Source organism: Haloarchaeobius pelagicus, assembly GCF_051207375.1.
GTDB lineage: Archaea > Halobacteriota > Halobacteria > Halobacteriales > Natrialbaceae > Haloarchaeobius.
This window is the reverse complement of record NZ_JBPJZD010000001.1, coordinates 368,487-387,660: the sequence shown is the minus strand read 5'-3', so window position 1 is coordinate 387,660 and position 19,174 is coordinate 368,487. Positions and strand designations below refer to the sequence as shown.

The window sequence follows — 19,174 nt, the reverse complement described above, 5'->3', positions numbered from 1 at the left end:
GAAATAACCGTTCGTTTTCGTAACTATTCAATTTAATTTTCATTATCCCCCGCGACGAGTTTTTCAAGTAACTTTAACCTTATGGCCGTTTGAACACTGTTGCATGGGAAGGATACTGGGGACTATCCTCGAATTGGTGGGACTGCTCGTGACAGTTAGCTCCGGCTGGTACGTCGCGAAGGGACCGTTCTTCGGCTACGCGACACCGTCGCTGCAGTACATCCTGGTCGCGACCGGCGTGTTCATCGCCGGCATCCTGCTGTTCGGCTGGGGCCTCAGCGGGCGCATCGCGGCGGCCGGACAGGACGAACGCGTGATTCCGAGCAACAAGAAGGTCTAATCCTGCGCCCACTCGGCGTCAGCCAGCGTTTTCTGCACTAACTCGTCCCCCACAGCGGCGGCCAGCGTCTCGAACCCGGTGCGTTCGACTCTGTCCTTGGCGTTCGCGACCAGTCGAGAGACGATGAACTCCGGCGTGGACTTGCCAAGCTCGCCAAAGCGTGGCTGGTAGTCGACCTCGAGTTCGAGGTCCGCGGTCAGGCCCTCGGCGAAGATGCCGTCGACCCGGGCCTCGGGCGGGAGCGGTTCGAGGTCGTCCGCGAGGTGGGTGACGAACGCACCCAGGGCGTCCCGGTCGACCGTCAGCGTGACCAGCCCGTGGAGTAAGTCGGCGGCACTGCCCGGCTCCGTGATGGCCTCGAACTCGTCGACGAGCATCAGCGTCCGGCCGTCGCCGGTCAGCGGCGGCACGACCGATTTGAGCGTCGATTCGAGCACGCCCGCGTTGAAGCTGGCGTGGCGGCGGTGGAACACTACGTCGTCGAACAGCGCGACCTCGGCGCGCTCGGCCGGGACGGGCAGGCCCATGTGCGCCAGCAGGACGACCTGGCAGACGGTCTCGAGCAGCGTCGTCTTCCCACCGGAGTTCGCCCCGGTGACGACCGCGACGCGCTGGTCGGCCGGCGGCGACCCGAGCGAGTGTGGCCCGAGCGCGTACCGGATGGGTTGGACGTCCTCGCCGCGGCCCACGAGGTCGAGGTTGCGCGCGCCCTCGATGGCGACCGCGGCCTCGCCCTCGACGAACGTGGGCTTCACGAGGTCGAACTCGGTCGCGAACCGCGCCAGCGAGAGGTCGAGCGCGATGTCGTCGACCGCCGCGACCGCCCGGTCCACGTCGTCGCGGGCGTCGCTGATGGCGTGCTGGAGGTCGACCCGGACCTCGCGCTCGCGCTCGTCGGCGGCCTCGCGCAGCGACGAGGAGAGGTTGCGCAGGGTGCTGCTCACGAAGTCGGTCACGTCCCGGGCGTCCTCGGGCACCGCGTCGCGGACCCGCTCGGGGTCGACCTGGGCCTCCTCCCGGACGTGGTCGACGAACGCCTCGCTGAACTCGTCGGTCGTGCGCGCGCCGCCGTCTCGGACCCGCTGGATGACCGATTCCGCGTTGGCCTCCATCGTGTCGACCACGGCCTGGGCGTCCCGGAGCCGGTCGAGTCGGTCGTCCGCGCCCGCGGCGACCCGCCCGTCCGTGAGCGCGCCGAGTGCCTCCTTCGCGTCCGCCAGCGCCTCGCGGTCGAGGGCCGCGAGGGGCTCGAACACCCCGTCGGTGACGCCCGCGTCGAGCAGCGCCATCGCGGCCTCGACCGCGGGTTTCTCCCCGCCACCGGCCTCGTCGTAGCGCTCGAACGCCGCGAGGACGGCCTCCCGGTCGGCCTCGGCGATGCGCTCCCACGACGCCTGCGCGGTCGTCACGTCTTCCAGTCGGGACTCCATCGCCTCCTGCGAGGCCAGCGGCGTCAGCACGCGGATGCTGTCGGCCGCACCCTCGGTGACGGCGTGCTTGCTCGCCAGGTCGATGAGGTCCTTGTAGACCGAGCGCGCGTCGCTCGTCGCGAGTACGTCCATCCCGGCCCCACCGGTCGCCCGCCGGAGGATTCGAGTGGCCCGCCCGCGCGAGAGCCCCGCCTGCGTGAGCGTCCGCACGTCGGCCGATTCGATGGCCCGGATCGCCCGCTCCTCGCCGAGTTCGTCGGCGAGCAGCTCCCGGGTCTTCGGCCCAACACCCCAGTAGTCGTCCAGTCGCATGTGCGCCGCCACGGACCGGTCCGCAATGAAGGGCGCGGATGTTCCCTGCACCTGGACCACTCCAAACGGCGGCAAGATTTTTTCTGTGGCCCGCGAAGCCGCAACCATGACCACGGCGTTCGGTCCGGACGGCCACATCGACCCCGACAGTCGCTCGTACCGGTACTACCGCAACGCGGTCGAGCGACACTGGGACCCTGGCGACATCGACCTCTCCCCCGACACCGAGAACATCCAGCAACTCGACGACGCGACGTTCACCCAGTTGCGCGGGACGCTGGCGCTGTTCGGGGCGGGCGAGGAGGCCGTGACTGAAGACCTCTCACCGCTCGGGGTGGTGCTTTCGGACGTGAACGACCAGCTGTTCGTGACGACACAGCTCTACGAGGAGGCCAAGCACGCCGACTTCTTCCACCGGTACTGGACCGAGGTCGTCCACCCCGAGGAAGCCCGCCGCGGGCAGGCTCGCTCGGACCCCCGCGACCCCGACTGGTACAACGACGCCTACGTCGAACTGTTCGAGCGCAACGACCGGGCGATGCACCGCTTGCTCGACGAAGACACCCCCCGGACCCGTGCCGAGGCGTACTGCCACTACCACCTGACCATCGAGGGCATCCTCGCCCAGACCGGCTACTACGGCGTCCAGAACTCCTTCGACGGGACGACGCCGGGCGTCCCCGAGTTGCCGGGACTGGTCGCGGGGTTCTCGAAGATACGCTCCGACGAGGGCCGCCACGTCGGCTTCGGGATGGCGAAACTCAAAGAACTCGTGGCGGCCGACGAGGTGGACCCGCAGGACCTCTACGACCTGACCACCGAACTCGCGATGCTCACCCAGCAGGTGGTCTCGGGTGCGGCGAGGGAGGACGGCCCCGGTGTCGGTCCCAGCGGACTGGCGGCCTACGCCGCCGAGAAGCACTCGGAACGGATGAGCCAGATAACGGACGATGCAGCAGAGATTCCGGACGTGTCCGAACTGGTCCGCATCGACGAGTAACCAGTGATAGTCGTGGTCGTCAGGCCGTGGGTTCTTGCCACCACCGTGTGACATGGTTCCACATGCGAGCAGCAGTCCTCACCGAGTACGGCGAACCCCTGGAGATACAGGAGGTCGACTATCCGGAACCGACGCCCGACCAGGTGGTCGTCGAGACGAAGGCCTGTGGCGTCTGCCGGAGCGACTGGCACGCCTGGCAGGGCGACTGGGGCTGGGTCGGTGCGCAGGCCCCCACCGGACAGGTCCTCGGGCACGAACCCGCGGGCGTCGTCGCCGAGGTCGGCGCGGACGTGGAGAACTTCCGCGAGGGCGATCGTGTCGCGGTCCCGTTCCACCTCGCCGACGGCACCTGTCACCAGTGCCGGACCGGCCACGCCAACGTCTGCGAGACCGTCTTGCCCCTCGGGTTCACCGGCGTCGCTCCGGGCGCGTTCGCCGAGGCCTTCCCGGTCCGGAAGGCGGACGTGAACCTCGCGAGACTGCCCGACGACGTGGACTTCGTCGACATGGCCGGCCTCGGCTGCCGGTTCATGACCGCGTTCCACGGGCTGGCCCACCGCGCCGACCTCGCCCCCGGCGACTGGGTTGCGGTCCATGGCTGTGGCGGGGTCGGCCTCTCCGCGGTCCACATCGCCGACGCGCTGGGCGCGAACGTCGTCGCCGTCGACATCCGTGAGGACAAGCTCGAGGCGGCCCGTGAGTTGGGCGCGTCAGAGACCCTGAACGCGGCCGAGTCGGACCGGGTGGCGGGCGACGTGAAGGCGCTCGCCGACGGTGGCTGTGACGTCTCCATCGACGCGCTCGGCATCCCCGAGACGTGCCAGAACGCCATCGGCTCGCTGGGGCGGCGCGGCCAGCACGTCCAGATCGGCCTGACCACTGGAAACGAGCAGGGCCAGCTGTCGATTCCCTCGGACGCGATGGTGATGCAGGAGGTCGACTTCCTCGCTTCCTTCGGCATGCCGCCCACCGACTACGGCGAGATATTCCGCATGGTCGCCGCAGGGAAGTTAGAGCCGGGGCGCATCGTCAGCGAGGAGCTCTCGCTGGACGAGGTGCCCGAGACACTCCAGAAGATGGACAGCTACGACACAGTCGGGATTCCCGTCGTCAGCGAGTTCTGACGGTCAGGCCTTCACGACGAGCACCGGCACGTCGCTGAGTCGCACCACGCGCTCCGTACAGGAGCCGAGCAGCCGGCGGTACTCCTCGGTGTGTTGGCCTTCGCCCATGACGATGCAGTCGATGTCGTGGTCGGTCGCGTAGTCGAGGATCGCCTCGTGGGGCTTGCCCCGGACCTCGACCGTCTCCACGTCGAGGTTCTCGCGGTCGGCCGCCGCGGCGAGCTGGTAGAGGGCGTCCTCGCCGAGGTCGGCCAGTGCTTCCTCCGCGTTCTCGATGGCGTCCATCGCGGCGTAGTGCTCGAAGACGTCTTCGTCGACGACGTAGAGCCCATGCACCCGGGCGTCGTGGCGTGCTGCGAGGTCGACACCGTGTTGGATGGCGACCGTGGAACCGTCCTTGCCGTCTGTCGGGATGAGGATATCGTCGTACATCGTGTGAAGAGACGCGCGCCGTGACCGACTACCCATCTGCTGGTTCCCAGCCGATGAGAACGCCGGAACACTAGCTTTCAAGCCGGGGTCGAACGTCTCTGCGGCCAGACAGTGGACGCACTCGACCCGACACTCGCGGCCGTCATCGAGGACATGGGTGCCCTCCCCGAGTGGCACGAACTCGGCGTCGACGAGGCCAGGCGTGTCGAAGACGACCTGTTCGGGAGCGACGCGGGGCCCCAGACCGACTCGGAGGACCTGCTGGTCCCGGTCGACGACCACGAAGTCCCCGTCAGAGTGTACCGCCCTGCACCGGTATCGACACCCGCCCCGGGCATCGTGTTCGCCCACGGCGGCGGCTTCGTGCTTGGGACCCTGGACTCCGCCGAGGACCTCGCCCGGCGACTCGCCACGGAGACCGGAAGCGTCGTGGTGAGCGTCGACTACCGACTCGCGCCCGAACACCAGTTCCCGGCCGCGCTCGACGACGTGGACGCGGTGCTGGACTGGGTGTTCGAGAACGCGGTCGACCTCGGTGTCGACCCGACCCGGCTCGGCGTGGCCGGATCGAGCGCGGGCGCGAGCCTCGTCGTCGGGGCGGCCCGCCGACGCCAGGAGGACGCCACACCGGCGGAGCCCACCATCGAACTCGCCTTCCAGGCGCTGTTCTACCCGATGCTCGACCCGGCCTGTGACCGGGACTCGCACGTCGAGCACGCAGACGGCCCCCTGCTGACCCGGCGCGACCTCGCCTGGTTCTGGGCGCTGTACCTGGGGGCGGACGAGGAGACGGCAGCGACAGCAGCCGAGCAGGTCGGCGAGCGCACCCCCGACGTGCTCGACAGGTCGGACCTCCCGCCCGGTCTCTCACCCTTCGACGCGACCGACCTCGGCGACCTCCCGCCCGCAGTGGTCGTCACAGGGGGCGTCGACCCGCTCCGCGACGAGGGGCGGGCGTACGCCCGGGCGCTTGCAGCCGCTGGCGTGCCGGTCGCCGACCAGCACCACCCCGGGATGTGCCACGGGTTCCTCTCGCTGGCCGAGTCGGTCCCTGCCGCGGCCAGCGCGTGGGACGACATCGGCGCTGCCATCCGGGAACATCGCCGCGGCGGCTCCCTCCGCGACGAGAAGCGTTAACCCGCGGACGTGAGTGGAGACAGACACAGAATGGTCTCCGCCACCCTCACGGACCTGGTGTTCATCATCGCCGGCGCTGCGGGCCTCTGGTTCGGCGCGGTCGTCCTCGTCGAGTCGGCGGTCCGCATCGCCTGGCGGCTCGGTATCCCGACGCTCATCATCGGCCTGACCGTCGTCGCCTTCGGCACCTCCGCTCCCGAGTTCGTGGTGACGATCGACGCCGCGCTCGCGGGAGAGGCGAACGTCTCCGTCGCCAACGTCGTCGGCTCGAACGTGTTCAACCTCGGGTTCGTCCTCGGCGGCGTCGCCCTGGCGGGCGCGCTCCCGGTGTCGTACGACCTCGTCCAGCGCGACGGGACGGCGCTGCTGGTGGCGGTCATCGCGACGACGGCGTTCCTCGTCGACGGGCAACTCGACCGCATCGAGGGGAGCATCCTCTTTCTGGGCCTGCTGGCGTACCTCTCGCTGCTGGTGACGATGAGTTCGAGGGAGTCGATGCCGGCGATGGTCAGCGAGGACGACGACCTCGCCGACGTGAGCGGGTTCGAACTCCTCGACATCCCCAAGCTCCTCGTCGGGCTCGCCGTCGTCGTCATCGGTGGCCACCTGCTCGTCGACGGGGCCGTCGATATCGCGAGAGACCTGGGCATCTCGGACTGGGTCATCGGGGCGACGGTCGTCGCCGCCGGGACCTCCGCACCCGAGTTCGCCACGTCGCTCATCGCGGCGCGCCGGGGCAGTGCCGGACTCTCCGCCGGGAACCTCATCGGGAGTTCGGTGTTCAACCTGCTCGGCGTGCTCGGACTCGCGAGCGTCATCGCCCCCCTCAGTGTCGGCCCCGCGGCCTACCCGAGCAGCATGGCACTGCTCGTGCTCTGTCTCGTCGTCGTCGCGCTGCTCACGACCGAGGAGGAACTCGCCCGCTGGGAGGGCGGGTTGCTCGTCGGCGTCGGGGCGGTCAACTGGATCGTCGGGTTCCTCGCCGGGTGAGTGAGCCCGCGGACCGACACACTGTCGGCTGGGAACACTCGCCAGTCTGGCGCAGGCCGCGCCAACCAGCCGTGCTCCTAAAAGCGTCGGCGGCATACCGGGGGACATGAGTCAACACCAGCGCCCGGTTCGCCTGACAGGCGGCGACGAACTCGACGACCTCGTCTCGACGGAGCCTCTCGTCCTCGTCGAGTTCTACACGAAGGGCTGTGGCAAGTGCCAGTCGATGGAGCCCATCCTCGGCAACGTCGCCCGCGTCACCGACGCGACCGTCGCCATGGTCAACCCCGGCGACGACCTCTCGCTCATGGACGAGTTCGATATCCGGAGCGTCCCGACCCTCGTCCTGTTCCGCGACGGCGAACCGGTCGCGAGTCTCGCCGACGGGTTCGTCCCGACCGACGAGGTCGTCGACTTCGTGGAGACGAACGCTGGCGAATAGGGCGAATCAGTCGAGTCGCTCCAGTTCGACCCGTCCCTCCGGCACGCGGAACCGCCGTAACAGCGTCTTCTCGGCGTCGGCCGAGTTCTCCGTTCTATCCACGCCCCAGGCGGTCCAGACGCAGTCCTCGGGCGTGAGTTCCAGTGTGGTGTATCCCCAGCGGCTGCTGTTGAACCAGACGAGGTGCGGGTTCTGGGCACGGACCACGTGGTCGGCGAGCCGTTCGCCCAGGCTCGCCGGTATCGCACCCAGCGCAGCGAGGTTGTCACTCGACACCGCGGGCGTCATGAACTCGACGCCGACCCGTTCTTCCGGCGGTGGGAGGGCCGCCGGCGAGTCGACCCCGTCGGAGGTGTCCAGCAGGTACCCCGCGAGATAGGAGTGCATGTCGCCGGTGAGCGTCACGAGGTTCCGCACCCCAGCCCGGGCGAACTCGCCCAGGAGGTAGCGACGTTCGAACCGGAACCCGTCCCAGGCGTCGTAGTTGCGTCGCGAGGACCCGGACTTCCCGAACGAGAGCGGCGACAGCAACACCTCGTTCCCCCAGAGTTTCCACGTCGCGTCGGATCCGGTCACGCCGTCGACGAACCAGCGGCGCTGGGCCGCCCCGAGCATCGTCCGGGTCGGGTCGCCGGCGGTTCCCGCTCCCCACGGGCGCAAGCTGTCGGGTCGGCCGTCCTCGGTGTCTTCGACCGGTGGCGGTGACCGGTACAGCCGCTCGTCGGTGAGGAACAGGGTCGCGAGGTCGCCGAAGCGGAGCGACCGGTACAGCCGAACCTCGTCGTGAATCCGGTCGGTGGCGAGGCGACCGTCCGGCTGGAGGATTCGCGACGGGACGTACTCCGTCATCGCCGTGATGCCCGCGACGGACAGCTGTCGCATGAACTCGGGGTCGCCACCCATCGGGTGGTCCGTCGTCTCCGGCGCGTCGGTCTCGGCGTTCCACCAGCGGTCGTTGACTATCTCGTGGTCGTCCCAGACGTGCAGGAGGGTGTGGCGCTCCAGCGCCCGCTGCATGAACGGGTCGGTCCGGTAGGTCCGGTGGAGGTGGCGGAAGTCCGCGAGGGTCCACGCCAGGCCGTGCCCGCTGGGCAACTGGATGTCGCGCCCGGGGACGTCGGTCTCACCACCGTATTCGTAGATGAAATCGCCGAGGTGGAGCAGGTAGTCCAGGTCCTCCGAGGCGACGTGGGCGAGCGCCCCGAAGTAGCCGTGGCGGTAGTTGTTGCACGAGACGACACCCAGGGTGAGCCGGGCGGGCGAGGCGTCCGGGGCCGGAAGCGTCCGACAGCGCCCGACTCGACTGGCGTCTCCACGGTAGACGAACCGGAAGCAGTAGTGGCGGTCCGCCGCCAGCAGGCCATCGAGGTCGACCGTCACGCAGTAATCGTCGTCGGGACTCACCGCCTCGGCCGGGACGACCCCGCGGAAGACCACGTCTGTGAACGTGTCGTCCATCGCAACCTCCACGCCGAGGTCGGTCGCCGGGTCGTAGGCATCGGGGGCGATGCGCGTCCAGCAGAGCACGCCACCCGGCGTCGGGCCGCCGCTGGCGACCGACTGCGGGAACACCGCCTCGACGCCCTCGCGGTCGACACTGAAGACGTCGCCCCGGTCGGCTCGCGTCGTCGGCTCCGGGTCGACGGGCGTCGCAGCCGCCCCACTCTGGACGAGTGTCGCCAGGGCAGCCGCCCCGCTCGTGGCCGTCGCCGCCCTGAGCACGGCACGACGCGACACCCCGGTGGGTCGGCGGTCCCGTCGCGGGATATCTGCCATCGTCTGTGAGTACGCACTGGTCGGGTAAATCGCGGACGAGCACTCACGGGGATGAGGAGAGCACGGGCGAGCAGCCGGTCAGAGCCGCTCGACGAGCGCGTCCTCCGCCGGACGGACCCGGACCGCCTCGACGCGCCGGGCGAGTTCGAGCGCGTCCGCCAGCTTCGTCGACTGCTCGGCGTAGATGGTGAACAGCGGGTCGCCAGCGGTCACCTCCTCGTCCACGCGGCGGTGGAGCGACAGCCCCGCACCCGTATCCCGTGGGGCCCCGGCGCGGCGGGCGATGTCGCTCACGAGCCGGTTGTCCACGTGCGTGACGAGGCCGTCGCGCTCCGCACGGATGACCTCGGTCTCGGTCCCGGGCTGGAGGTCGTCGAGCGTCACCTCGGGGTCGCCGTCCTGGGCGGCGATGATGCGCCGGAAGGTGGCGAGTGCCTCGCCGGAATCGAGGAGACTGGCTGCATCCGCGTCGAGGCAACAGCACTCCAGCAGGATGTCGGCGAGTCGGAGGGCCTTCAGCCGGAGTTCGGTCGGACCCGCACCCTGCAGCACCTGGAGCACGTCGCGGGCTTCGAGGACGGGGCCGATACCCCGCCCGATCGGCTGTTCACCCTTCGTGATGGTGCATTCGATCGTCAATCCAAGGTGCTCGCCGACGACCCGGAAGTCCTCCGCGAGTTCGCGCGCCTCGGCCAGGCTCTCCACCTTCGCCCCCTCGCCGTAGGGCAGGTCGATGAGCACGTGGGTCGAGCCCGCACTCTTCTTCTTCGAGAGCACCGAGGCGATGAGCTGGCCCGGCGGGTCGAGCGACAGCGGCGTCTCGGCGCGGATAATCTTGTCGTCGACCGGCGAGAGGTTCACGCCACCGCCCCAGACGAAACAGCCGTTGGTCTCCTCGACGATGGCTTTCACCTCGTCGAGGGTGAACTCCACGTCGCAGAACACCGCCATCGTGTCGGCGGTCCCTGCCGGGGACGTGACCGCCCGCGAGGAGGTCTTGGGTATCTTCACGCCCGCGGCGGCGACGATGGCGACGATTATCGGCGTGACCCGGTTCCCCGCGACCCCGCCGATGGAGTGCTTGTCGGCGATGGGTTCCTCGCCCCAGTCGATGACCTCGCCCGCCTCGGTCATCGCCTCGGTGAGTGCGGTGGTCTCCGCCCGCGAGAGCCCGTTGGTGTAGACGCCCGTGGCGTACGCCCCGAGCTCCACGTCGCTCAGCCGGTCCGCGTCGATGTCACGTACAATGGCGGCTATCTCGGCGGGTTCCAGTTCGATGTCGTCCAGCTTCTTGCGGATGTACGCCACCGCGTTCGGTCTCGGGGCGGCGCTCACCTCGACCTCACCGGTGACGTGTGCGAGGCGCGCGGTGACGCCGATGGTGCCCCGCGGGACGAGCTGGTCGGTCACCTCGACCAGCCCGACCGTGGTCCGGCCGTCGTACGCCAGGTGGACGCGGTCGAGCGCGTGGACGCCGAGTTCCTCCGCGTCCGCCCCGTTGAGCAGGACTGTCGGGTTCCGGGTCCCGATGTCTATCTCCGTGGCGGTGAGTCGCATACGTACTCTGAGGCGAGGACGGGAGAAAAGGCTCGCCCGCCACTGACACCAGTGTCACCTGGTTAACCCGGCGTCCGCGAGCGCTTATGATGGTGCCGTCCCAGACTGAGAACGAGGACAGTTCCAGGGGCACCACGGCCCGTCCGACGGCCACACCCCTGCGTGTATCCCCCTCACGAGTCACATCTATGTCAGAGAAATCGCAGTACCTCGAAGACGTCTCCGCCGACGAATCGTACGACCAGTTCCCCGACGACGCGACCATCGACGAGACCGTCGAGAACCTCGAATCCCGAGGGTTCGACGTGGTCGTGGTCGACGACGCCGAGGCAGCCCTCGACGCTGTCACAGCCCAGATTCCCGACGACGTGTCCGTGATGAACGGGCACTCCACAACCCTCGAAGAGATCGGCTTCGTCGAGTACCTCAACGAGGGCGACCACGACTGGGAGAACCTCGCGGGCCAGGTCTGGAACATCGACGACGACGCCGAGCGCCACACGTTCCGCCGCGAGGCCCAGACCGCCGATTACTTCCTCGGGAGCGTCAACGCCATCGCCCAGAGCGGTGAGCTCGTCGCCGCCGACGCCTCCGGCAGCCGTATCGGCGCGTACCCCTTCGCCGCCCAGCACCTCGTGCTCGTCTCGGGCGTGAACAAGATCACCGACGACCTCGACGCCGCCTTCGACCGCATCGAGGAGTTCGCCTACGAGCTGGAGAACGCCCGTGCCCAGGAGGCCTACGGGATGGAGAGCGTCATCGCGAAGCAGCTCGTCTACCGCCACGAGACCGAGGAGGGCCGGACGACGCTCGTGCTCGTTCGCGACAACCTCGGCTACTGAGCTACCGACTGGTCTGCCACGGCCGCGAACCGCCCCACGACACCCGTTTTTCGACTGGCCGACGCGCCGCCATCACAGTATTCTAAGATTTCGGACAGAACTCCGTTTCAGCGAGCCTATATCCTGTTTCCTGTCGTCTCACCGGGTATGACGACAGATTCCAACCGCGGCTTCCTCGGCAGCCTCATCGACGGTTTCGTCGAGCAGGCGACGCTCGGGACCGGCCCAGAGAAGACCGAACTCGTCGAGGAGACCTTCGACGCGAGCACCCTCGACCGCCTGTCCGTCGACAGCCTCACCGGGGACGTGACGGCCCGCCGAACGGACGACGACACCGTGTCGGTCACGGCGACCAAGCGGACGAAAGCCGACCCGACGCATCTCGCCCGGTTGCTCGTCACCTGCGACGTGCGTGATGGAACGCTCCACGTCGTCGTCGAGCCCGAGGACCGCGAGGGCGTCCGGACCGTCCGGGCGAAGGCCGACCTCGACATCGCCGTCCCGGCGGGCGTCGCGGTCGACCACGTCGAAGTCGTGAACGGCAGCGTGACGCTCGACGGCGTCTCGGGCGACACCCGGGCCGAGGTGGCCAACGGTTCCATCGACGCCATCGACGTGGACGGGTTCGTCTCGCTCCACGCCGCCAACGGGAGCGTCGAGGCCCGTGGCTGCACCGGCATCGACGCGGCCGAGACGGCGAACGGGTCGGTCGACGTCGAGGTCCGGTCCCTGCGTCGGAACGCCGAGGTGAGTTCGCCGAACGGGTCGCTGACGATACGACTCGCGGCCGGCCTCGACGCCGACGTGCTGGCGGAGACACTGGTCGGCCGTGTCTCGGTCGAGGACTGCGAGCTCGAGGTCGCGAGCCAGTCGTCCCGCCGGCTCCTCGCGACCCACGGCCGCGGCGGCTACGAGATAGAAGCGTCGGCGGTGAACGGGTCGGTCACCGTGACCCGTGCCTGAGTCCGGGTCCTTCTCGACTGCTCACCCGGCCATCGCCACCGGGTCCTGCATCCCATCCTTGACGCCACGGTGGACGAGGAACGCGTTCACCGGGTAGGCGACGACCAGCCCGACACTCAGCGAGAAGACGAGCCCGGCCCAGAACAGCGGCTCGGTGATGTAGGCCTCGCCCGCGACCCAGATGTCGGTCCCGATGGCCGCGACCTCCATGACGGTGATAGAGGGCGTCTCGCTGTAGAGCGCGTCCATCACCGCCTCCGTGAACCCGACCCCCTCCTGCATCAGCGGGCCGACCGTCAGCGCGAAGCCGGCGGTGTAGGCGAAGATGAACGTCGTGACTGCGACACCGAGCGTGGACAGGCGAAGGAGCCCAGCGGCGAGGACGATACCGACGACTTCACCGAGACCACACCCCGAGAAGCAGTGCGCGACCGACCGGCCGGCGCGCCGCCAGAGCGAGTCCTGGGAGATCTGCGTCCGGCCGGCGTAGGCGTACAGCGCAAGCCCAAGCGGGCCGGCGTACAGCACCGAGAGTACCCAGACGAACTGCATCAGGGGTGCGATTTCGGCGTTGTTCGTCCGCAGGTCGTACACCACGATGGCCAGCGTGACCGCCACGAGCGCGGCCCAGCCGGCGAGGACGGCGGGGTTGGTCAGCACGTTCCGGAGGAGTGCCTGTACCATAGCTGGTCGTGGTGACGCCAGCCGGAGAAGGGTCGGGGTAAGACAGGTTGGCTCGGACGCCGGAGCCCGGTCAGTCGCGTTCGAGGCGCTCGCGCCGGCGGTCGAACTCCTCGTCGGTCAGGTCGCCGCGGGCGTACGCCCGGCGGAGTTCGTCGAGGGCAGAATCACTCGGCTGACCGCCCCCGAGCGATTTCACCAGCAGGTAGCCGCCGCCGATGACGACGGCGAGGACGAGTAGCCTGCCGAGGAGGCTGGCGGCGAACCACCACCACGACCACTGACCGTCGAAGCCCATCCAGTGGTCGTGCCAGGTCGCACCGCTCCCTGCCATCCCCATGCCCATCATCCCGCCGAACAGCAGCGGGACGAAGAGCACGGCCGCGAGCAGGAGCGCGACGATACCGAGGCCGGACCGTGCGGAAGTAGTGTCCATGTGTGTATATACGGTGGCATCGTTAACGTCGGTTCTCCTTTCGAGACCCGGGTTCTGTCGCCCGCCGAGACTTCGAATCTGGCGTGAATATCCGTTCGACCACACGACTCCAAGGTTACCGCCGGGTAATCGCGCCTCGCGGTCTACCCACTCACATGGACAGCAGACAGACCAGCAGGCGCGCGTTCGTGCGAGGCATCGGTGCGCTCGCCGCCCTCGGCGCAGTCGGTGGGTCCATCCCCGGCACGGCATGGGCGCAGGAGCGGGAGCGAGACGACGACGAGAGCCGCGTCCGACCGGTCCGGCCGACGACGGGCCGGCGCGGCGGGCGGCTCCGTGGCAGCCAGCCCACCCAACCGGCGACCACGGGAGCCTACCTCAAGTTCGACGACATCGAGGGCGAATCGACCGACCGGAAGCACCGCGGCGAGATAGATATCCAGTCGTGGTCGTGGGGCGTCGCCAGCGAGGAAGGTCGGGTCAGCCGTCGGGGGCGGGTCCAGCACAGACCGCTGACCGTCACCAAGCGGGTCGACAAGGCGACGCCGAGACTCACGAAGGCGGCCACCAGCGGCCAGAACCTCGGTGAGGTCGTTCTCACGGTCGAACTGGGCGGTCGGACCATGACGATGACCATGCGGAACGTCCGCGTCGTCGCCAGCAGCCTCAGCTTCGATAGCGAGACCGGCTGGCCCGTGGAGACCCTCGAACTGGAGTACGACTCGCTCACCGTGGCGGTCGACCGGGTCGAGGCCGACGTCGAATAGGTATTTATAACGATTAATCGATATGTTTAGGTGGCTGGCGGTCCTTCTAGGGTGCGGTCAGCACGATGGAACTCAGAACCGGGCTCTCGTACGGCGATGTGTTGCTCGTCCCCCAGCGCTCTCCCGTCGCGAGCCGCACCGAGGTGGACCTCTCGACGACGCTCGCGCCGGGGCTCACACTCGACATCCCCGTGGTGAGTGCGGCGATGGATACCGTCACCGAGACAGCCCTCGCTATCGCCCTCTCGAACCGCGGTGGCCTCGGCGTCCTCCACCGATTCTGCACCATCGAGGAGCAGGTCGCGGAGGTCGAGACGGTGGTCGCGGCCGGCGAACGCGTGGCCGTCGCCATCGGTATCGACGAGGACTACGAGGCGCGCGCCGCGGCCTGTCTCGACGCCGGGGCCTGCGCGCTCGTGGTCGACGTGGCACACGGCCACCTCGAGATCTGTCTGGAGGCGACGCGTCGACTCGCCGAGGCGTTCCCCGACGCGCCACTCATCGTCGGGAACGTCGTCACGGCGCAGGGTGTCGAGGACCTCGCCGCGGCCGGCGCCGACTGCATCAAGGTCGGTGTCGGCCCCGGCTCGCACTGCATCACCCGGGAGCGGACCGGGGCCGGGATGCCCCAGCTCACCGCGGTCGACGACTGTGCGACTGCAGCGGAGGACTACGGCGTCACCATCATCGCGGACGGCGGCATCCGGTCCTCGGGCGACGCCGTCAAGGCACTCATGGCGGGTGCCGACGCGGTGATGATGGGCGGCTACTTCGCCGGCACCGACGAGGCTCCCGGGCGGGTCGTCACACTCGACGGCGAGCGCTACAAGGTGTCGCGTGGGATGGCAAGCGAGGCGGCGAATCACGACCGCAGCGACAAGGAACTCCTCATCGAACACGGGGAGGGTGTCGAAGCACTCACACCGGTTTCCGGGCCGTTCGACCCGCGCCTCACCGAGTTCCTCTCGGGGGTGCGCTCCGGACTCTCGTACTGTGGCGGCCGCGACATCGCGGAGGCCCGGTCGAAGGCCGAGTTCGTGCAGGTCGCCGAGAGCGCCCGGGACCGCGAGGGGGTCCACTCGGTCTCGGCGATGATCGACAGCGACCTCGAGGGGGCGACGGCGGACGACTGATTCGCCGATTTTACACGATAGAGTTCGTGAGCCCCCTGGTACCGCTCGCGCTATATTCTGTCGGAACCTAACATCGGGTTAGTGACGGCCCTGCCCAGCGGACGCCGTCGACCATCACCTGCCATGGCGAGACGACACATCACAGCCGCGGGACTCGGCGCTCGGAACCGCCCCAGCCCGCCCACGACGGAGGCCCGATGAGACCGGCCAGAGAGACGCTCCCCTTCGAACCCGACGCGGACGCCCCGGACCCGATGCTCCGGCTCTTTCGGACCTACGGCCGCGACGACATGCACCTGTTCGTCCTCGGGCTGGTGACGAGCCTGTTCGCCAGACTGGTCGGGCTGGTGCCGCCGCTGGTACTCGGCATCGCCATCGACTCGGTGTTCAACGACAACACGCCGTTCCGGCTCCCGCTGGTTCCCGCCGACCTGCTCCCGACGACGACGCTCGACCAGCTCTGGCTGTCGGTCGCGCTCATCGTCGGGGCCTTCGTCGGCAGCGTCGTCTTCGGCTGGACCCAGGGCGTCAGCCTCTCGCTGTTCTCGAACCGGGTGCAACACGCCCTGCGGACCGACACCTACCGGGCGATGCAACGCCTCGACATGGCCTTCTTCGACGACAAGCAGACCGGGCAGGTGATGTCCGTCCTCAACAACGACGTGCGGAACCTCAAGCAGTTCCTGAACGGGACGGTGAGTGGGGCCATCCAGCTCGTCGTGACGGTATTCGGCATCGCCGCCCTGCTGTTCTACCTCAACTGGCAACTGGCCCTCGTGACGCTTGTCGGGGTGCCCCTCCTGCTCACCTTCACGGTCTGGTTCATGCGGACGATTCGGCCACTCTACCGGTCGCTGCGCTCCAGCTTCGGCGACCTGAACACCAGACTGGAGAACAATCTCAGCGGGATGGAGGTCATCAAGACGAGCAACACCGGTGAGTACGAGGACGGCCGCGTCACCGACGCCTCCTGGGACATCTACGAGCGCACCTGGGCGGTGGCTCGCCTCGAGTACCTCTACCAGCCAGGGATGGACCTGCTGGCGGGCGTCGCCTTCGCCGCGACGTTCCTGCTCGGCGGCTACTGGCTCGTCGCCGGGCCGCCGCCGGGGTTCTCGGGGACCCTCTACGTCGGCGAGTTCGTCACGTTCCTGTTCATGACCCAGCGGTTCGTCGACCCCCTGGCGGGCATGGGCCGCATCGTCAACTCCTACGAGAACGCCCGCGCCTCCGGCGAGCGTATCTTCGGGCTGAAGGACCTCCCCGTCACGGTCGCCGAGTCCGAAGCGTCGACCACGCTGGACCACGTCACGGGGCGGGTCGAGTACGACCACGTCGGCTTCGGCTACGTCGACGGCGAGCAGGTGCTCCACGACGTGACCTTTACTGCGGAACCGGGCGACACCGTCGCCTTCGTCGGCCCCACCGGCGCAGGGAAATCCACCGCCGCGAAGCTCCTGCTCCGGCTCTACGACGTGGACTCGGGCGCGATTCGCGTCGACGGCCACGACGTGCGCGACCTCTCGTTCGACAGCCTGCGCGACCACGTCGGCTACGTCAGCCAGGACGTGTTCCTGTTCGACGGGAGCGTGACCGAGAACATCGCCTACGGGAGCTTCGAGGCGACCGACGAGGAGATTCGCGCCGCCGCACAGGCCGCCGAGGCCCACGAGTTCGTCCTGGACCTGCCCGAGGGGTACGACACCCGCATCGGGGAGCGCGGCGTGAAGCTCTCGGGTGGCCAGCGCCAGCGACTTTCGCTCGCCCGGGCGATGCTGCAGAATCCCGCGATCCTGGTGCTGGACGAGGCGACGAGCGCGGTTGACACCGAAACTGAGCTCTACATCCAGCGCGCCCTGACCCGGCTCACCGCGGACCGGACGACCTTCGTCATCGCCCACCGGCTCTCGACCGTTCGCAACGCCGACCAGATTCTGGTGGTCGAGGACGGGCGAATCGTCGAGCGCGGCACCCACGACGAACTCGTCGCCGACGGTGGGCTGTACGCGACGCTCTGGAGCGTGCAGGCCGGCGAGTTCGAGGGTGACGCCGAGAGGCTAGTTCGGCGGCTGCTGTCGGATGGAGAGGGCGAAGGGGAGACCGGGGAGTCTACAGGATAGCTCCTCCGGCAGGGGAATGAACTACCATCCCCCGGTTCCACGGACAGGGTAGTGACAGCCGATAGCACACATGGTGTCCGACTCGGAGAGTGGCATCGCGAGGACTGGCGCAAACCCGTCGACGGCGGCCCAGTCCAGTTCGCGGTCGTCGGTCTCGGCGGCTTCGCCCGGGAGTACGCCCTCCCCGCCTTCGCGGAGGCATCGAACTGCGAGGCAACCGTCGCGGTGAGCAGTTCACCCGAGAAGGCCGAATCGGTCGCCGACGAGTTCGACATGGCCCGTGCCATCACCTACGACGAATACCACGACGGCGTCGCCGCCGAGGACTACGATGCGGTGTACGTCGTGACCCCCCACGCCCTCCACGAACCGTACGTCGAGACCGCCGCCAGGCTCGGGAAGGCGGTGCTGTGTGAGAAGGCGATGGCGGCGACGCGAGACGGGGCGGAACGAATCGCGAAGACGGTCGACGAGGCCGGCATCCCGTTCATGGTCGCCTACCGGATGCAGTTCGGGCCAGCGGTCCGGCGGGCCCGAGACCTCGTCGAATCGGGGTTCGTCGGCGACCCTGTTCACGTCCACGGGTCCTTCTCGTTCCGGATGCTCGACGACCCCAGCGAACCGGGCGACAGCTGGCGGCTCGACAAGGGCCTGTCCGGTGGCGGTGCTCTCACCGACATCGGCCTCTACCCGCTCAATACGACGCGGTTCGTCCTCGACTCGGAGCCGGTGAGCGTCGCGGCCGCCACGTCCAGTCCCGATGCTGCGTTCGCGGACGTTGACGAACACGTCGCGTTCCAGTTCGTCTTCGAGGACGGCGTCAGCGCCCAGTGTACGGCCAGCTTCAACGCCTACGAGGGCCACCAGCTTCGAATCACGGGGACCGAGGGCCGCATCACGCTCGACCCGGTGTTCGTCGAGGGGAACGAACAGACCGTGACGCTGGAACGCGACGGGATGACCGAGACGGTCGAACTCGGCGCGGTCGACCAGCTCCCGCCACAGTTCGACTACTTCGCGCAGTGCGTGCTCCGGGGCGAGGAACCCATCGCTGGCGCTGCCGAGGGCGTCCGCGACATGGAACTCGTGGAAGCCATCTACGAGGCAGCCGACGAAGAACGAGTGGTCGACGTGGCGCTCAGCTGAGCCAGTTCCGCAGGACCGCGCCGAACCCGGCCGCACCGATACAGAACGAGACGATGCCGCCGATGCCCGTCAGCGCGAGCCCGCCGTTGATGGCTGCACCGACCAGCAGGGGCTTCAGCCAGCCGTCCTCGAGCCCGACCAGTCGCTCCGCGATGGCCAGGTAGGCGATGGCCGCACCGACCGCCCAGGCGACGAACACGACGATGCCGAGCGGGATGGCGAACAGGATGCCGATGATGGTGATGACGAGGATGAGCATCACGAGCAACAGGAGCACCAGCAGGAGGATGCCGTAGATGGCCGAGCCGATGGGTTCGTCGCGGACCCGGTCCATCATCTTCTCGGTGTACTTCGGGGCCAGTGCGACGAGGATAGCCCCGACGAGCAGTGTCGTCAGGAACGCACTGATGGCGCCCCCGACGAGGCCGAAGGCGGGGTTCACGTCGACGTTGACGCCGTTGCCCTGTACCTGCAGGAGGATACCGGATACCTGTATCGGGGAGAGAATCATGCGTTCTCTAAGGATTCGAGCGGAGAAAAACCCCG

General features: G+C 68.5%; 19 protein-coding genes. 12 read left to right on the top strand and 7 right to left on the bottom strand.

Annotated features, from left to right (window positions below; genetic code table 11):
- Window positions 1-103: 103 nt before the first annotated feature.
- Window positions 104-340: a DUF8132 family protein gene (locus tag ACSC1S_RS02080; RefSeq protein ID WP_435317153.1), complete on the top strand. Its 237-nt coding sequence runs from the start codon at window positions 104-106 to the stop codon at window positions 338-340.
- Here ACSC1S_RS02080 and ACSC1S_RS02075 read toward each other — a convergent pair.
- Window positions 337-2,082, bottom strand: a complete 1,746-nt coding sequence (locus ACSC1S_RS02075; RefSeq protein ID WP_435362949.1) for a MutS-related protein — start codon at window positions 2,080-2,082, stop codon at window positions 337-339. The genes ACSC1S_RS02080 and ACSC1S_RS02075 overlap by 4 nt on opposite strands.
- A 106-nt stretch (window positions 2,083-2,188) precedes the next feature.
- On the opposite strand from ACSC1S_RS02075, the gene ACSC1S_RS02070 reads away from it, so the two are divergent.
- Both ACSC1S_RS02070 and ACSC1S_RS02065 read left to right on the top strand, forming a co-directional pair.
- Window positions 2,189-3,082: a ribonucleotide-diphosphate reductase subunit beta gene (locus ACSC1S_RS02070; RefSeq protein ID WP_435362948.1), complete on the top strand. Its 894-nt coding sequence runs from the start codon at window positions 2,189-2,191 to the stop codon at window positions 3,080-3,082.
- Window positions 3,083-3,144: 62 nt separating this feature from the next.
- A complete protein-coding gene (locus tag ACSC1S_RS02065; protein WP_435362947.1) occupies window positions 3,145-4,206 on the top strand; it encodes a zinc-dependent alcohol dehydrogenase family protein in 1,062 nt (353 codons plus the stop codon).
- Window positions 4,207-4,209: 3 nt separating this feature from the next.
- Here the strand turns inward: ACSC1S_RS02065 and ACSC1S_RS02060 are convergent, their stop codons facing one another.
- Entirely contained in the window at window positions 4,210-4,638 is a 429-nt protein-coding gene (locus tag ACSC1S_RS02060; RefSeq protein ID WP_435317149.1) for a universal stress protein, read from the bottom strand.
- Window positions 4,639-4,749: 111 nt separating this feature from the next.
- Between ACSC1S_RS02060 and ACSC1S_RS02055 the strand changes: the two genes are divergently transcribed.
- The 3 genes from ACSC1S_RS02055 (at window position 4,750) to ACSC1S_RS02045 (ending at window position 7,207) form a co-directional block, all read left to right on the top strand.
- The gene (locus ACSC1S_RS02055; protein ID WP_435362946.1) at window positions 4,750-5,775 is read left to right on the top strand and encodes an alpha/beta hydrolase; all 1,026 of its coding nucleotides are present in this window, start codon (window positions 4,750-4,752) and stop codon (window positions 5,773-5,775) included.
- 30 nt (window positions 5,776-5,805) lie between these two features.
- Complete coding sequence (locus tag ACSC1S_RS02050) at window positions 5,806-6,765, top strand: calcium/sodium antiporter (RefSeq protein WP_435362945.1); 960 nt, start codon at window positions 5,806-5,808, stop codon at window positions 6,763-6,765.
- Between the two features lie 106 nt (window positions 6,766-6,871).
- The gene (locus tag ACSC1S_RS02045; RefSeq protein ID WP_261650068.1) at window positions 6,872-7,207 is read left to right on the top strand and encodes a thioredoxin family protein; all 336 of its coding nucleotides are present in this window, start codon (window positions 6,872-6,874) and stop codon (window positions 7,205-7,207) included.
- A gap of 6 nt (window positions 7,208-7,213) precedes the next feature.
- On the opposite strand, the gene ACSC1S_RS02040 is transcribed toward ACSC1S_RS02045, so the two are convergent.
- Window positions 7,214-8,983: an alkaline phosphatase D family protein gene (locus ACSC1S_RS02040; RefSeq protein ID WP_435362944.1), complete on the bottom strand. Its 1,770-nt coding sequence runs from the start codon at window positions 8,981-8,983 to the stop codon at window positions 7,214-7,216.
- Between the two features lie 78 nt (window positions 8,984-9,061).
- Window positions 9,062-10,540 (bottom strand): AMP phosphorylase, encoded by a 1,479-nt coding sequence (locus ACSC1S_RS02035; protein WP_435362943.1) that lies wholly within the window; start codon window positions 10,538-10,540, stop codon window positions 9,062-9,064.
- 188 nt (window positions 10,541-10,728) lie between these two features.
- On the opposite strand from ACSC1S_RS02035, the gene ACSC1S_RS02030 reads away from it, so the two are divergent.
- Window positions 10,729-11,382 carry a lactate utilization protein gene (locus ACSC1S_RS02030; protein WP_435362942.1) on the top strand — a complete coding sequence of 218 codons (654 nt, stop codon included), beginning with the start codon at window positions 10,729-10,731 and terminating at the stop codon, window positions 11,380-11,382.
- Between the two features lie 147 nt (window positions 11,383-11,529).
- Window positions 11,530-12,345: a DUF4097 family beta strand repeat-containing protein gene (locus ACSC1S_RS02025; protein WP_435362941.1), complete on the top strand. Its 816-nt coding sequence runs from the start codon at window positions 11,530-11,532 to the stop codon at window positions 12,343-12,345.
- A gap of 21 nt (window positions 12,346-12,366) precedes the next feature.
- On the opposite strand, the gene ACSC1S_RS02020 is transcribed toward ACSC1S_RS02025, so the two are convergent.
- Together ACSC1S_RS02020 and ACSC1S_RS02015 are read right to left on the bottom strand one after the other, a co-directional pair.
- The gene (locus tag ACSC1S_RS02020) at window positions 12,367-13,029 is read right to left on the bottom strand and encodes a DUF4396 domain-containing protein (RefSeq protein WP_435362940.1); all 663 of its coding nucleotides are present in this window, start codon (window positions 13,027-13,029) and stop codon (window positions 12,367-12,369) included.
- A gap of 70 nt (window positions 13,030-13,099) precedes the next feature.
- Window positions 13,100-13,462 (bottom strand): SHOCT domain-containing protein, encoded by a 363-nt coding sequence (locus ACSC1S_RS02015; protein WP_435362939.1) that lies wholly within the window; start codon window positions 13,460-13,462, stop codon window positions 13,100-13,102.
- Window positions 13,463-13,617: 155 nt separating this feature from the next.
- Here ACSC1S_RS02015 and ACSC1S_RS02010 point away from each other — a divergent pair, with 155 nt between their 5' ends.
- The 4 genes from ACSC1S_RS02010 (at window position 13,618) to gfo6 (ending at window position 18,628) form a co-directional block, all read left to right on the top strand.
- Complete coding sequence (locus tag ACSC1S_RS02010; protein WP_435362938.1) at window positions 13,618-14,229, top strand: Hcp family type VI secretion system effector; 612 nt, start codon at window positions 13,618-13,620, stop codon at window positions 14,227-14,229.
- 65 nt (window positions 14,230-14,294) lie between these two features.
- Window positions 14,295-15,362 carry a guanosine monophosphate reductase gene (locus tag ACSC1S_RS02005; protein WP_435362937.1) on the top strand — a complete coding sequence of 356 codons (1,068 nt, stop codon included), beginning with the start codon at window positions 14,295-14,297 and terminating at the stop codon, window positions 15,360-15,362.
- A gap of 254 nt (window positions 15,363-15,616) precedes the next feature.
- A complete protein-coding gene (locus ACSC1S_RS02000) occupies window positions 15,617-17,482 on the top strand; it encodes an ABC transporter ATP-binding protein (protein ID WP_435364573.1) in 1,866 nt (621 codons plus the stop codon).
- A 51-nt stretch (window positions 17,483-17,533) separates the two neighbouring features.
- Window positions 17,534-18,628 carry a D-xylose 1-dehydrogenase Gfo6 gene (gene gfo6 / locus ACSC1S_RS01995; RefSeq protein ID WP_435362936.1) on the top strand — a complete coding sequence of 365 codons (1,095 nt, stop codon included), beginning with the start codon at window positions 17,534-17,536 and terminating at the stop codon, window positions 18,626-18,628.
- On the opposite strand, the gene ACSC1S_RS01990 is transcribed toward gfo6, so the two are convergent.
- Window positions 18,621-19,139, bottom strand: coding sequence for a DUF8173 domain-containing protein (locus ACSC1S_RS01990; RefSeq protein WP_435362935.1), 519 nt, complete (start codon window positions 19,137-19,139; stop codon window positions 18,621-18,623). The genes gfo6 and ACSC1S_RS01990 overlap by 8 nt on opposite strands.
- Window positions 19,140-19,174: the final 35 nt, after the last annotated feature.